The sequence below is a fragment of the Pseudomonas sp. 22085 genome (assembly GCF_052045815.1).
Lineage (GTDB): Bacteria > Pseudomonadota > Gammaproteobacteria > Pseudomonadales > Pseudomonadaceae > Aquipseudomonas > Aquipseudomonas glycinae.
Window position 1 is genome coordinate 152,102 of sequence record NZ_JBQEQA010000012.1, and the last position, 12,407, is coordinate 164,508.

Genomic DNA, 12,407 nt, shown 5'->3' on the forward strand with positions numbered 1-12,407 from the left:
TAGTTGGGTGTTCACGTTGTTGCGCAAACACAACTGTTGCTCAGGCAACACTCCATTCGTCAGGCATAACCTAAGCGTTATTGGTTCTTTTGCGGCAGGCGACCGCTCGTCTAGCATCGGTAAACAGGGGGTTTTACTAACTTTGGGGTTCTTGCGCTCTAACAGCCGATAGTTGCTCAACACACTTGGCTGCCTTTCTGAATATCAAAACTACAGCAGAAATTGCCGTGCACCGATTGCCGACACTTCATGATTCGGCAGCGGCCGGTTATTAACTGCGATTCAAGGAGCTGTCGCATGATTCACCGTTCGCGTTCATTACTCGCCATCGCTGTTGTCAGTGCAATCTGGCAACTTCCTGCGCAAGCCGAAGAGACTTCCGCGCGCGTCGACGATGACACACGGCTGGGCACCGTGCTGGTCACCGGCACCCGGGGCACCGCACGCACGGTGCTGGATTCGCCGGTGCCGGTGGATGTGCTGACCGCCGAGGACCTGAAGACCGCCGGCGCCAGTGGCGGCGAGCTGGGCCAGGCGTTGCAGACGCTGTTGCCGTCGTTCAGTTTTCCGCGCCAGTCCAACTCCGGTGGCGCCGACCACGTGCGCGCCGCGCAGCTGCGCGGCATGAGCCCGGATCAGGTGCTGGTGCTGGTCAACGGCAAGCGCCGCCACACCTCGGCGGTGGTCAACGACTCGTCGAAAATCGGTCGCGGCACGGCGCCGGTGGACTTCAACTCGATCCCGATCAGCGCGATCAAACGCATCGAAGTGCTGCGCGACGGCGCGGGCGCGCAGTACGGCTCAGACGCGATTGCCGGGGTGATCAACATCATCCTCGACGATGCCCCCGAAGGCGGCGAAGTGTCCACCAGCTACGGCGCCTACCACACCCACCAGGACGCCATCGGCAAAACCACCACCGACGGCCAGAACAGCGTGACCACCGCCAAGATCGGCACGCGGCTGGGCGAGGAGGGCGGCTTCATTCGCGGCGGCACCGAGTACAAGGATCGCAACCCGACCAACCGCGCCGGCTACGACGGTTTCGCCGACACTCCGGGCCAGCGCAACTACGTGATGGGCGACGGCGTGGCGCGGGACGTCAACGCCTGGTTCAACGGCGAATTGCCGCTGGCCGGCGGCAAGGCCTACAGCTTCGGCACCTACAACGAACGCCACACCACCGGCGCCGAGTTCTATCGTTACCCGTCCGAGCAGCCGCAGTTCTACCCCAACGGCTACTTGCCGCAATCGCTGGGCGACAACACCGACATCTCCGCCACCGCCGGCTACAAAGGCTTGATCGGCGATGAGTGGGATTTCGACAGCAGTGTCACCCACGGTCGCAACCGCTTCGAATCGGCAACCCGTCGCACCCTCAACGTCAGCCTCGGCGCGGACTCGCCGACCCGCTTCGACACTGGCGACTATGAGTTGCGCCAGACCACCACCAACCTGGATTTCAGCCGCGAATTGCGCCTCGGTGGCCGCTCGTTCGTGCTGGCGGTGGGCGGTGAATATCGCTACGAAAACTACCTGACCTTTGCCGGAGACGAAGCCTCTTACATCGGTTCCGGGGCCGATGGCGCCAACGGCCTGCGCCCGAGTGAAGAGTCGGATCTGGATCGCAACGTGTTCGGCACCTACGCCGAATTGTCCGGTGATCTCACCGACCGTTTCTTCGTCGATGCCGCCACGCGCTGGGAACATTACGACGATGCGGGCAGCAAACTCACCGGCAAGCTCAGCGGTCGCTACAAGCTGACCGATCAATGGGCGTTGCGCGGTGCGGTGTCGAACAACTTCCGCGCGCCGTCGCTGGCCCAGAGCGGCTTCCAGAACACCACCAGCAACTTCGGCGACGGCGGCACGCTCACCGACATCCGCGTGCTGTCGGTCAACGATCCGATTGCCCGTGCCCTGGGCGCGGAAAAACTCGATCCGGAAACCTCGAAGAACTTCAGCCTCGGCCTGACGTTCCAGTTGAACGAACGCTTCGATGCGTCGCTGGACGTGTTCCGCATTGACGTCAAGGACCGGATCACCCTGTCGCAGCGAATCGGCAGCGACGCGCTGGAAAGCTACATCAACGACAACTTCGGCGTGCCGGGCGTGCACGACGTCAACTTCTTCACCAACGCCGCTGACACCAGCACTGACGGCGCCGAACTGGTGCTCAACTACCATCAGCCGTTCTACGACGGGCAACTGGGCCTGACCACCGCGTACACCTACAACCACACCAAGGTCACCAGCACCAAAGGCACGCCGTCGCAGCTGACCGCCTTAGGGATCGGCAATGACGCGCTGGTCGGCGTCGAGGAACGCAACACCCTGACCGACGCCGCTCCCAAGGATCGCTTCGTGTTTTCCGCCAACTGGACCAGCGAACACTGGGGCCTGCTCGGGCGTCTGACCCGTCAGGGTGAGACCACTCGGGTGTTCGATTTCGGCGACTCGCAGCCTGAGCAAACCTACGGCGCGGTATGGCAACTGGACGCCGAGGTGACCTACAAATTCACCCCGAAATTCAGCATCGCCCTGGGTGGCAACAACCTGACCGACAACTACCCGGAACGCTCCGGCTCGGCCATCAACTACGGCGGCAACCTGCCGTACGACGTGCTCTCGCCGATCGGCACCAACGGCGCGTATTACTACGCCACCGCGACTTACGGCTTCTGAGTCTTTTCCGCCATGGATGGCGGATCATCAGCGGGAACCTTCATGACTCAAACCAATGGCCCCAAGCGGCACCTGCCGGTGTTCCAGGCATTGCTGATCACGCTGGGCATGGTCATCACCACCGACATTCTCAAAACCGCGCCGACCGTTGCCTTGAACGTCGGGCCTGAACATTTCTATTGGGTCTGGGTCCTCGGCGCACTGGCGTCGATGGCCGGGGCCTTGTGCTTTGCCGAGATGGCCACCGCCTTCCCGCATCCGGGCGGTGACTATCATTTTTTGCGCACCGCTTATGGCGAGCGCATGGGTTTCCTGTTTGCCTGGTCGCGATTCTCGGTGATGCACACCGGGTGGATCGCGTTGTCGGCGTTCATGTTTGCCGACTACTTCAATGCGGTCGTGCCGTTGGGGCATTACGGATCGGGGCTGTTTGCCGGTGCGATCATTGCAGCGTTGGTGCTGCTGAATCTGACGGGCAAGCACATTGGTTTTATTACTCAGACGGTGCTGGTCGGGCTGCTTGCTCTCGGGTTCCTGAGCATTGCCAGCGCCGGAGTCTGGCTGGCGTGGCAAGGGATCGAACCGACGCTGCCCAGCGATCCGGTGGTGCCCGAACACACGGGCGCGGCGGGATTTTCAGCGGCGATGATCTTCGTGTTTCTGGCCTTCGGCGGCTGGAGCGATGCGGCGACGTTATCGGCTGAAGTGCGCGACGGTCGACGTGGAATTTTCATCGCCATGCTCGGTGCGCTGACGGTGCTGATGGCGATCTATCTGGCGCTGAACTGGGCGTTCGTCCAAGGGCTGGGATTCGAAGGCCTGGCGGCGAGCAACGCGCCGGCGGTGGAATTGTTGAACCGCGCCTTCGGTGCCCCGGGCGTATTGCTGATCCTGCTGATGGTTGGCATCGCGGCCATCGCCACCATCAACTCGACCTTGCTGGTCGGCGCCCGCACCACCTACGCCGCCGCACGCGATGTGGCGCAATTGCGCCGCTTCGGTGAGTGGGATGAGCGCGATGGCGTCCCGCGCAAGGCGTTGTTGGCGGAGGGGGCGGTAGCGTTGTTGCTGGTGTTGTTTGGCAGTTTTACCCAGAGCGGTTTCAACACCATGGTTGAGTACCTGACGCCGGTGTACTGGTTGTTTCTGAGTTTGAGCAGCGTGGCGTTGATCATTCTGCGCAGGCGCTTTCCCGAAGTGCCCCGGCCGGTGAGGGTGCCGCTTTATCCGGTTTTGCCGCTGTTGTTTTTCGGGTTGTGCGTGTACATGCTGTATTCCAGTGTGACAGTGGTGGGGTTGGGGGCGTTTCTGGGGATTGGGGTTTTGCTGGTGGGGGCGTTGTTGCTGGCCGGGTTGAGCCGCCTGGTGTCGACACCTCGGCAGGCTCTGCAAAAGACCTCGGATCAGAAGGACACCGCCGCCGGCTGAGACAACCGCAGCACCGACAAATCCCCCGTAATCCGCTTGTACGCCAAACGAATCGCCTCGATGTCACTCTCACGTTTCGCGCTGCTTTCGTGCAGGATCACAATCACCTTCGTCGCCAGCCGCTCGGGCACCTTCGCGTCGTGGTCCTTCCACTGCCCGTACGCATCGAACACACTGAACCCGTCCGGGAACCGCGTCGTCACTTCCTGATCGAGAAACTCGCGCCAGCGCGCCGGGCTCACCACACCTTCCTTGCCTTCCAGCGGCCCCACCGAAAAATACAACTCGGTGCGCACCCACTGCGCCTGCGCTGGCCGCGTGGCATCGCCTTGCAGGGTCGAACTGACGGGATCCTTGGTATGCACGGACACCGGAGGAGGGCTGGCACACCCGGCGACCGCCAGGAACAGTGCTGCCAGTAGTAAACGTTGCGGCATGGAACTTCCTTATTGTTAAGAACTGTCCCGAATTATAGAGGGGGCGGTTAATAGCAATAAAAGATTAAAAAGTGGATCGTCGCTGAACTAATGGAATAAGCAAACACAGTGAAAATAATGCCCGCTGGATAGAACGATTATTTCTTTAAGTTATTTGCTTGGTGTTTGATCGCATATCCATGGCATTTAAAAACCTGTTACCGCATTTGCCGGATCTGTCATGGCGTCTACTCTGCTGCTGCAACGGTTCAAGTCGCACGGAACGCTGCACTTGAAGCGCTTGAACAGCAGTTTTTGCTGCTCGATGGACAGCTTGTTGCGGATTTTCCAATCCTTAGAATCCGCTCCATCAACTTCTCATCCAGTTCTTAATCCTCAGGGAGCTACACCATGATGAACGCCATGCAGATGCAAATGCCGATGAACGCCAACATGCCGATGATGCCGATGACGGGCATGCCGATGATGATGGCGACCATGAGCTGCGACATGATGGACGACGGCATGATGTGCAAGATGATGCCGGCCGCTGGCATGGACATGGCCATGTTCAAGAACAGCGCGCAAATGATGCAGATGATGATGGACTGCGGCATGCCGATGATGATGCATTGCGGCAACATGAGCATGATGTGCATGTCCCCGGCGGCGATGGCCATGCCGATGATGAACATGATGATGCCAATGCCGATGATTGGCATGCCGATGCCATCGATGAAGTGCGTGATGGAATGCACCATGATGGCCGACTGCATGATGTGCAAAATCATGCCGATGCCGGGCATGAACATGGACATGATGAAAAACTGCTGCGCCCTGATGATGAAGATGATGAACGACTGCAGCATGCCGATGATGATGAGCTGCAACGGCATGCCGATGATGTGCTGCACCTGCTGATTTTCGCCAGCGCATGAAAAAGCCCGACCGGGAAATTCCCGGTCGGGCTTTTTGTTGTCTGTTTGTCAGTCCAGGCGTTCGGGGTAAGTCACCACCAGATACGCCACCGCTTCACTGTCGGCGGGGTTGCGATAACGATGGGGCTGGTCGGCGTAAAACAGAATCGAGTCGCCCGTCGACAGCAGATAGCGCTCGTCGTTGACGCTGATCTCCAGCACGCCCTGAGCCACCACCAGATTTTCCTGGACGCCGGGGCCGTGGCCTTCGGATTGATCTTCGCCCAAGGGGCTCAGACGCAGTTCGTAGAATTCCGATTGGCGCGCCACATCAAATGGAAACAAGGCGCGACTGACAAACGCGCCGCTGGCACTCACCAGTCGCTTGCTCTGGCTCGCCGACAACACGGCCACGCCTTCAAACGCGCGATGTTCCAGAAACGCTGCCACCGACACCTTCAAACCCTTGGCGATTTTGCACAGCACCTTGATCGACGGCACGCTGCGCCCGGATTCGATCTGCGCCAGCATCGCCCGGCTCACGCCGCACTGGCGGGCGAGGGCATCGAGCGACAGATGCCGCTTGCCGCGCAGGCGTTGCAGGTTCTGCGCGACGCGTTCACAGATCGGGTCTTCTTCCAGGGATTCGAGGTTGTTCAGGTCCAGCACAGGTTCATCGGCGCTCGCCAGAAAGCGCGAGGGTTCACGCGCGTTCACGCTTGACGCGTCTCGCTGGAACGCGCGGCCTGCACCCACTGCCAAGCCTGATAACCGGCATTGCACGCATACATTTCCCACATCAGCCGGGCCTGTTGCTGGGCGTGGCGGCGTTTGCGGTAGACGGCGAAGTCGATCAGGTTGTCAGTCGGTTTCATGGCGCACTTCACTGTGTTAAATGACGGGATGAGCTGAGAGTACGCCGAGATTTTTATAACGATAAATACTGATTTTTTATTTATTAATGCAATCTGCTTCTATGTGAGGCAAGTGACGCGCCGATGACAATCGGCGCGCCAAATCTTTCATTTGCTGGCGTTCAACACAATCCGGTACCGCGCCTTGCCGCTGCGCAGATGGTCAACCGCCTCATTGACCTTGCTCATCGGAAATTCCTCGACCTGCGGCAGGATCTGATGCCGCGCGCAGAATTCCAGCATGGTCGCTGCCGTGGCGGGCGAGCCGACCGGGGAGGCTGACAGGGATTTCTGTTGCGGGATGAGGTTGAACACGTGCACCGGAATCGCGTCGGGCACGATGCCGACGAAGTGCAGCCGGCCTTTGCCGCGCAGGGTGGCGAGCATGGCCGTCCAGTCGAGGTTGGCGTTGGCGGTGATCAGCAGAAAGTCGAGGGTGCCGGCAATCGCTTTCAGCGCTTCGCTGTCGGTGGAGGCGACGACCTTGTGGGCGCCGAGGCGTTTGGCTTCGTCCTGTTTGCTCAGAGAGGAGGTGAAGGCAGTAACGTCGCAACCCCAGGCATTGAGAAAACGCAGCGCCAGGTGACCGAGGCCGCCGATACCCACCACGCCGACCCGGTCGGTCGGCTTGATGTCGAATCGGAGTGACAGACGCCGCAGTACTCCACGGCGACTTCGACTTCCTCATCGCCCAGCCGGCCGGGGTCGTAACTGAAGCGCTCCAGCGGCGCGCCGGCCGAAGTGGCGGCCCAGCCGGTGAATGTCGTGGGTTCGGTGTTATTGCTCATGGGACACCTTCAGGTCTGGCGCTGCGGGCGCAGCCTGAAGAGTCTAGCGTGTCATCGAGTGGGCGCTAGCCAGGTGTTCAGCACGCGCCGGTCGAGCTCTTCCCAATCCGCCATGCCCAGTACTCGCGTGGTATTGAGGCCGCGCAGATAACCGCGCAACTGATTGGCCACGGCCCGCACCGACTCTGAATCGTTCGCTGACTGGCCCAGCACGGTTTCGTATTCAACCAGGTATTCGGCCACCCGGTCGCGGAATTCGGGCAGGACGGCATCGCGGATCAGGTCAAAGGTTCGCACGGGTAATCCTCATCTGTTTTCGTTGTGATTGAGTGTGCAGCAGTCTGCACGCCGCGCAACTATTGGTTCAAGTAATAGTGACCATCAAGAAACGCAAGTTCTGCTTTGGCGCCGATGGGCGGAAAATCGCCTCCATCGAACACGCTGCTGAAGGAATTGCGCGATGAAGACTTTGACCCGACTGGCTGTAGTCGCCCTGCTGATGGGCGGGGTGGCCGCCACCGTAGCCCCGGCTTACGCAGACGATGCCAACTCGTGCCACTTTCTGCCCGTCGCCGCCAGCAGCGCCGCGCTGCAGCACTCGCAAACCGTGGGTGTGCTGTACAGCGAAAACACTCTGGATAACCTGCAATACCTCGAGCGTTACCACGATGTGGCGGTGAACGGTGCCAAGGATGCGCTCGATGCGCGGATCCGTGATGCTTTCGTCGACAGCTCCGATCCGGAACTGGCCATCGACTGGCTGATGAGTTCGCTGCAACAGCAGTTTCTCTCGGTGACCGTCTACGACAGCCTCGATGCACTGGTGCAGGCTCATCCGGACGTAGTGGTGATGCTCGACACCCACAACCGTCTGCTGACCCAACGCAACAGCCAGGTCGAAGCGCGGTTCGCCGCACGCTTCTACGACGCCAACCTGCAATACATCGGCAAGGCCGAAGGCGCGGTGGAGAAGCAACTGCCGTCGGTGTGGGTACACAACAAGGCAGCGCCCGAAATCGCTGCCGGGATTGAACAGCAGCGCGACCTGCAACTGAGTGCCTTGAAGCAGTTTGATGACTCGCTCAAAGCCCTGGTGAGTGCAGGCTGAACACCCAAATCAAAAACGGCAACGGCAGTGCCCGTGACACTGAACGTTGCCGAAGAACCGAACCTTTTATTTTCAGGATTTTATCCATGCGTGCCTTTTTTATCCCTGCCATGGCTTCTGCCAGTTTGTTGCTGACCGCTTGCGCCACTGCGCCGAACGACCCGACGCTGACCCTGCAGACGCACAAGACGCCTGCCCAGTACGCCGAATGCGTGGTGCCGAAACTGCAGGGCAGTGCGCTGAACCCGACGGTTTCGCAGACCCAGCGCAGCTACCGGATCGTGGTACCGAGCAAGGTGGCGGCGGACAACGTGCTGGAAGCCTACAAGGCACAGGACGGCGGCAAGGTGTTTTTGTATGAGCGCCACTTGCTGGCTTCGAGTTTCATGCCGTCGAGTTTTGAACGGGCTGCCCAGGAGTGCCTGTAACGCCTGACGGTTAACGCTTTTTGACGATGCTCCTTTGGTTGGCCGCAACCAACCAATTCCTTTGCCCCGCACCTTGCGGGGCTTTTTTTGCCCGGCGTTTGGCGCAGTCGGCGCTACGCTGGATAGCGGAAAGAGTTTTCGGGAGTACAAGAATATGAAGAAGGACAGCAGCGGCGCGGCGACTGAGAATCCCTCTGTGCTGATCGACGCAAGAATCAAGGAGCTGAACGACTGGCGCGGCCAGAAGCTGGCCGAAATCCGCGCGGTCATTCATGAGGCGGACCCGGAGGTCGTCGAGGAGTGGAAGTGGCGCGGCGTTCCGGTCTGGTCACACAACGGCATCATCTGCACCGGGGAAACCTACAAGGCCGTGGTGAAAATGACCTTCGCCAAAGGCGCGGCGCTTGAGGATCCGTCAGGACTGTTCAACGCCAGCCTTGAGGGCAATACCCGGCGGGCAATTGATATTCACGAAGACGACAAGATCGATACCAAGGCTCTGAAAGCGCTGGTGCGTTCGGCTATTACGTTGAATTTGAAAAAATGATATGCCGTTGAGGCAGAGGTGAAACGGAGGAGGGTGAAACGAGGAAAAAATGGCAGGGGCGGCTGGATTCGAACCAACGCATGGCAGGATCAAAACCTGCTGCCTTACCGCTTGGCGACGCCCCTGTAGCTATTGGTTTCAGTCCCGGGAGGACCTCTGCAACAGTGGGCGGCACTTTACCAGCGCTCTTTCGTTCTGTGAACCCCTCAAGCCAATAAATTTCATGGAAAACAGCTACTTATTTCCCGAATGGCAGCGCCGGTCAGGTTTTTCGGGCTTTTTCAACGATTACCCCGAGAATCAGAGCGACCGATGAAGCCCGAAAGACGGGCGAACGGCACTGCAGCCGTCTCAGCTCAATGAACCCGGCACTCCCGCCAGCAAACCGGTCAGCGTCTTCATGATCGCCTGCTGCCGCGCCCGGTCGGTCAGGTGCCGGGCTTCGGCGGCGGCGACATCGGCGCGGCAGTGCGGGCAGATCGATTCGTGCGGCTGAATGTATTGCAGGCAGTCGCGGCACAGGGCCAGTTGCGTCGGCAGGCGTCCTTCCTCGGGGGACGACTGGCCCTGATTGATCCAGGCCAGTTTGATCACTTGTCCGCTGTCGCTGACGCTGCTGACTTTTTCGCCGGTGTCGATGCGTTCAGTGATCAGGTCAAAGCGTCCGACGGCAAACGAGCGCTGGGCGGCGTCTTCGACTTTGACGATGCGCTCGCGCAAACCCTGTTTCTGCAATTCCAGGGTTCGGTAGTGGCAGTAAGGATTGTTGCCGGGTTTGCCCAGCAGCGAGTGCGACGTCCAGGTGCAGCCGCCCCGGCAGACGTCGTTGTAATAGCAGGTTCGGCAGTAGCCCCACAGATCATCGACCGAGCGCAGGCGGCCGAAGTGCATGCCTTCGCTGTAATGCCAGATGTCGTGCAGGCTCATGTTGCGCACGTTGCCGCCGGAAAACCCGACGGTGGCCAGTGACGGGCAACCTTTCACCGTGCCGTCCGCTTCCAGCGCCAGTACAGTCTGGCCGGCCGCGCAGCCGCTCCAGTGCACGCGCTCGTCACCGAAGCCGCGCCACAGATGTTCGTAAGGGCCGTAATAACCGATGTTATTGCCGACGTTCATCAGCAATCCGCGATCCAGTCCTTCGCGGTACAACCGGGCCAGCAGCGGCATCACTTCCAGCAGCTTATACGGCTGGAGCAACAGTTCCGGATGGTCGACGGCGTTGCCCATGGCCACCGTGATCTGAATCTGCCAATGGGTGGCGCCGAGCTCGATGATGGTGTCCATCAGCTCAGGCAGGTCCGGTAACGTGGCCGCGCCGATCTGGGTGTTGACGCTCACCGCCAGCCCCGACGCCTTGGCCCGGCGCAGGGTGTCCACAGCCTTGTCGAACGAGCCGGGCACGTTGCGCACCTTGTCGTGCAGCGGCGCGAGTCCGTCCAGGGAAATGCCGACCCCGTTGAGCCCGGCATCGACCGCTGCCTGCATCTTCGCCGGAGTCAGGTTGCGCCCGCCGGTCTGGATCGCGCAGTACATGCCGTGGTCGTGGATGGCGCGGATCAGTTGCGTCCAGTCCTTGCGCAGATAGGCTTCGCCGCCGATCAGGGTGATCTCGCGGGTGCCGAGGGCGGCGAGGGAATCGATTACCTCGAGGCATTCGCGGGTGTTGAGTTCATCGGGACGCCGATGCCCCGCGCGGGAGCCGCAATGCAGACACTTGAGGTCGCAGGCGAGGGTGATTTCCCAGACCACGTGCACCGGCACGTAGCGTTTGAGATCGGTGTCGCTGAGGTAGCGGGCAGGGCGGTTGTCTGTCATGGGAGATCCTTGCGCACGGGCCTGTGCGCGGCACGATTGGACTGACCTCGATGGGCTGGAAGACCGGGCGCGGTCATCCAGGACCGCGCCCGGGCGGCACCGCTTAGCGTGCTTCCAGTCGCGCGATTTCCGCATTCAACTGCTCAAGGGCACTGCGCAAGGCGCCCTCGTGGGCCAGCTGTTGCTCGCCTTGCTGCACAGCGACTTTCAACTGCGCCAGATCACCGCTGGCCTGTGCCGTTTGCACGGCCACGGCATACAGCGGCTGGACGTGATGCTCGGGCGGCAGTGGCTCGACACTTGGTGCCTGATGCACGGCGACGTGCCGCACGTCCTGCCACTGGCCGCCTTCGTTGTAGCGGTAATCGACAAAACCGCTGGTCCAGTCGCCCAGAATGCCTTTGAGGTGGAAGGTCTGGGCGATCTGACTCAGCGGACCGCTCGGGCTGCCGTCGAGGGTGAGAATGATGTAATTCTCGGCCGACGGCGTCAGTCTGGCCTCGGAATAATCGCCCCAGACCCGGGCATGGAAGTTGACCGGAGGCCAGGTGCTTTGAAACACGCTCGCGGTGCCGCTGACTTTTTTGCGGACGGTATCGACCACGATATCGAGGGTCAGAACCGGTGCGCCCAGCAGTGAATTGCTGGCGATGAGGCGGGTGTGAAAAAGTCCGATCGACATGATGCTGCTCCTTGTGAAAGTAGGGGTTCCAGTAGCCGATCAGCGACTTTGCGAGCGGCTGATTTCTGTCTTGGCGGCGTCCACCGCTATGCGTAATTGCGGCAATTGCTCCAACTGCTGTCTGGCCTGTGCGGACAGGCTCTTCATCTGGGCCAGGTCACCGCTGGCGATAGCGCCCTGAATCGGCGCGGCATACAGCGGCAGGACCGGTTTGTGCGGCTCGATCACCGGGCCGGGATTGAACGGTTGAAGGACGTTCGAGGGCACCTCCAGCAGATGCGCTGGCACGTTGTTCAGTTCGTGCCAGCGCTGGCCGTCGAAGTACTCATAGTTGGCCACGCCTTCGCGCCAGTCGGTGCCGACCACCAGGTGGATCTTGAAGTTGATGATCGAGTTGGAGCCGGGACCGCCATGGTTGCCTTGGGCGGTGATCAGGATCTTGCTGACACCGGGCTTCATCACCGTCATGTAGGTGTATTCACCCCAGACGTCCGAGTCGATGTCGAGCGGCGGATTGGTCGCCTGAGTCACCGCGGCGTTGCCGGTCACCTGCTGCTGTGGCGTGGACACCAGCAGGTTCAGCGCAAGACTCTGCGCCCCCGGCTGGCCCGTACCGATCCGGTAGCTCACCGGGAACAAGCCGACATTTTGCTGAGTTGCTGACATGTTGATTGCCTCC

The 12,407-nt window shown here is 60.5% G+C and carries 13 protein-coding genes, 1 tRNA gene and 1 pseudogene; 6 read left to right on the forward strand and 9 right to left on the reverse strand.

The genetic code is table 11. From position 1 onward, the window contains the following. The first annotated feature begins 297 nt into the window (after positions 1–297). Both ACTJK7_RS16650 and ACTJK7_RS16655 read left to right on the forward strand, forming a co-directional pair. A complete protein-coding gene (locus tag ACTJK7_RS16650) occupies positions 298–2,685 on the forward strand; it encodes a TonB-dependent receptor plug domain-containing protein (RefSeq protein ID WP_440780517.1) in 2,388 nt (795 codons plus the stop codon). 42 nt (positions 2,686–2,727) lie between these two features. Then, positions 2,728–4,113, forward strand: a complete 1,386-nt coding sequence (locus ACTJK7_RS16655; protein WP_108561491.1) for an APC family permease — start codon at positions 2,728–2,730, stop codon at positions 4,111–4,113. On the opposite strand, the gene ACTJK7_RS16660 is transcribed toward ACTJK7_RS16655, so the two are convergent. Then, positions 4,089–4,550, reverse strand: a complete 462-nt coding sequence (locus ACTJK7_RS16660) for a DUF3574 domain-containing protein (protein ID WP_108561493.1) — start codon at positions 4,548–4,550, stop codon at positions 4,089–4,091. The two genes, ACTJK7_RS16655 and ACTJK7_RS16660, sit on opposite strands and share 25 nt — an antisense overlap. Positions 4,551–4,940: 390 nt before the next feature. Here ACTJK7_RS16660 and ACTJK7_RS16665 point away from each other — a divergent pair, with 390 nt between their 5' ends. Beyond that, positions 4,941–5,450 (forward strand): hypothetical protein, encoded by a 510-nt coding sequence (locus ACTJK7_RS16665; protein ID WP_234420618.1) that lies wholly within the window; start codon positions 4,941–4,943, stop codon positions 5,448–5,450. A gap of 65 nt (positions 5,451–5,515) precedes the next feature. Here the strand turns inward: ACTJK7_RS16665 and ACTJK7_RS16670 are convergent, their stop codons facing one another. The 4 genes and pseudogenes from ACTJK7_RS16670 to ACTJK7_RS16685 form a co-directional block, all read right to left on the reverse strand. Further along, a complete protein-coding gene (locus ACTJK7_RS16670) occupies positions 5,516–6,106 on the reverse strand; it encodes a helix-turn-helix domain-containing protein (protein WP_165369529.1) in 591 nt (196 codons plus the stop codon). A gap of 53 nt (positions 6,107–6,159) precedes the next feature. Continuing rightward, positions 6,160–6,321, reverse strand: coding sequence for a hypothetical protein (locus ACTJK7_RS16675; RefSeq protein ID WP_199913016.1), 162 nt, complete (start codon positions 6,319–6,321; stop codon positions 6,160–6,162). A gap of 147 nt (positions 6,322–6,468) precedes the next feature. Then, positions 6,469–7,148, reverse strand: a pseudogene (locus ACTJK7_RS16680) (zinc-binding dehydrogenase). A 51-nt stretch (positions 7,149–7,199) separates the two neighbouring features. Beyond that, on the reverse strand, positions 7,200–7,445 hold the full coding sequence (locus tag ACTJK7_RS16685) for a hypothetical protein (RefSeq protein ID WP_108561495.1): 246 nt from the start codon (positions 7,443–7,445) through the stop codon (positions 7,200–7,202). A 163-nt stretch (positions 7,446–7,608) separates the two neighbouring features. On the opposite strand from ACTJK7_RS16685, the gene ACTJK7_RS16690 reads away from it, so the two are divergent. The 3 genes from ACTJK7_RS16690 (at position 7,609) to ACTJK7_RS16700 (ending at position 9,231) form a co-directional block, all read left to right on the forward strand. Next, on the forward strand, positions 7,609–8,256 hold the full coding sequence (locus ACTJK7_RS16690) for a hypothetical protein (RefSeq protein WP_064381948.1): 648 nt from the start codon (positions 7,609–7,611) through the stop codon (positions 8,254–8,256). A gap of 86 nt (positions 8,257–8,342) precedes the next feature. Next, positions 8,343–8,684, forward strand: a complete 342-nt coding sequence (locus ACTJK7_RS16695; protein WP_064381947.1) for a hypothetical protein — start codon at positions 8,343–8,345, stop codon at positions 8,682–8,684. A 154-nt stretch (positions 8,685–8,838) separates the two neighbouring features. Next, the gene (locus ACTJK7_RS16700; RefSeq protein ID WP_108561498.1) at positions 8,839–9,231 is read left to right on the forward strand and encodes a DUF1801 domain-containing protein; all 393 of its coding nucleotides are present in this window, start codon (positions 8,839–8,841) and stop codon (positions 9,229–9,231) included. A 50-nt stretch (positions 9,232–9,281) separates the two neighbouring features. On the opposite strand, the gene ACTJK7_RS16705 is transcribed toward ACTJK7_RS16700, so the two are convergent. The 4 genes from ACTJK7_RS16705 to ACTJK7_RS16720 all read right to left on the reverse strand — a co-directional run bounded on the left by ACTJK7_RS16705 (position 9,282) and on the right by ACTJK7_RS16720 (position 12,394). Further along, positions 9,282–9,356, reverse strand: a tRNA-Gln gene (locus ACTJK7_RS16705). 226 nt (positions 9,357–9,582) lie between these two features. Continuing rightward, on the reverse strand, positions 9,583–11,046 hold the full coding sequence (locus tag ACTJK7_RS16710; protein WP_323151767.1) for a GDL motif peptide-associated radical SAM/SPASM maturase: 1,464 nt from the start codon (positions 11,044–11,046) through the stop codon (positions 9,583–9,585). Between the two features lie 103 nt (positions 11,047–11,149). Beyond that, positions 11,150–11,728 (reverse strand): DUF1842 domain-containing protein, encoded by a 579-nt coding sequence (locus ACTJK7_RS16715; RefSeq protein WP_064381944.1) that lies wholly within the window; start codon positions 11,726–11,728, stop codon positions 11,150–11,152. A 39-nt stretch (positions 11,729–11,767) separates the two neighbouring features. Then, positions 11,768–12,394 (reverse strand): DUF1842 domain-containing protein, encoded by a 627-nt coding sequence (locus tag ACTJK7_RS16720; protein ID WP_064381943.1) that lies wholly within the window; start codon positions 12,392–12,394, stop codon positions 11,768–11,770. Between the last annotated feature and the right edge of the window lie 13 nt (positions 12,395–12,407).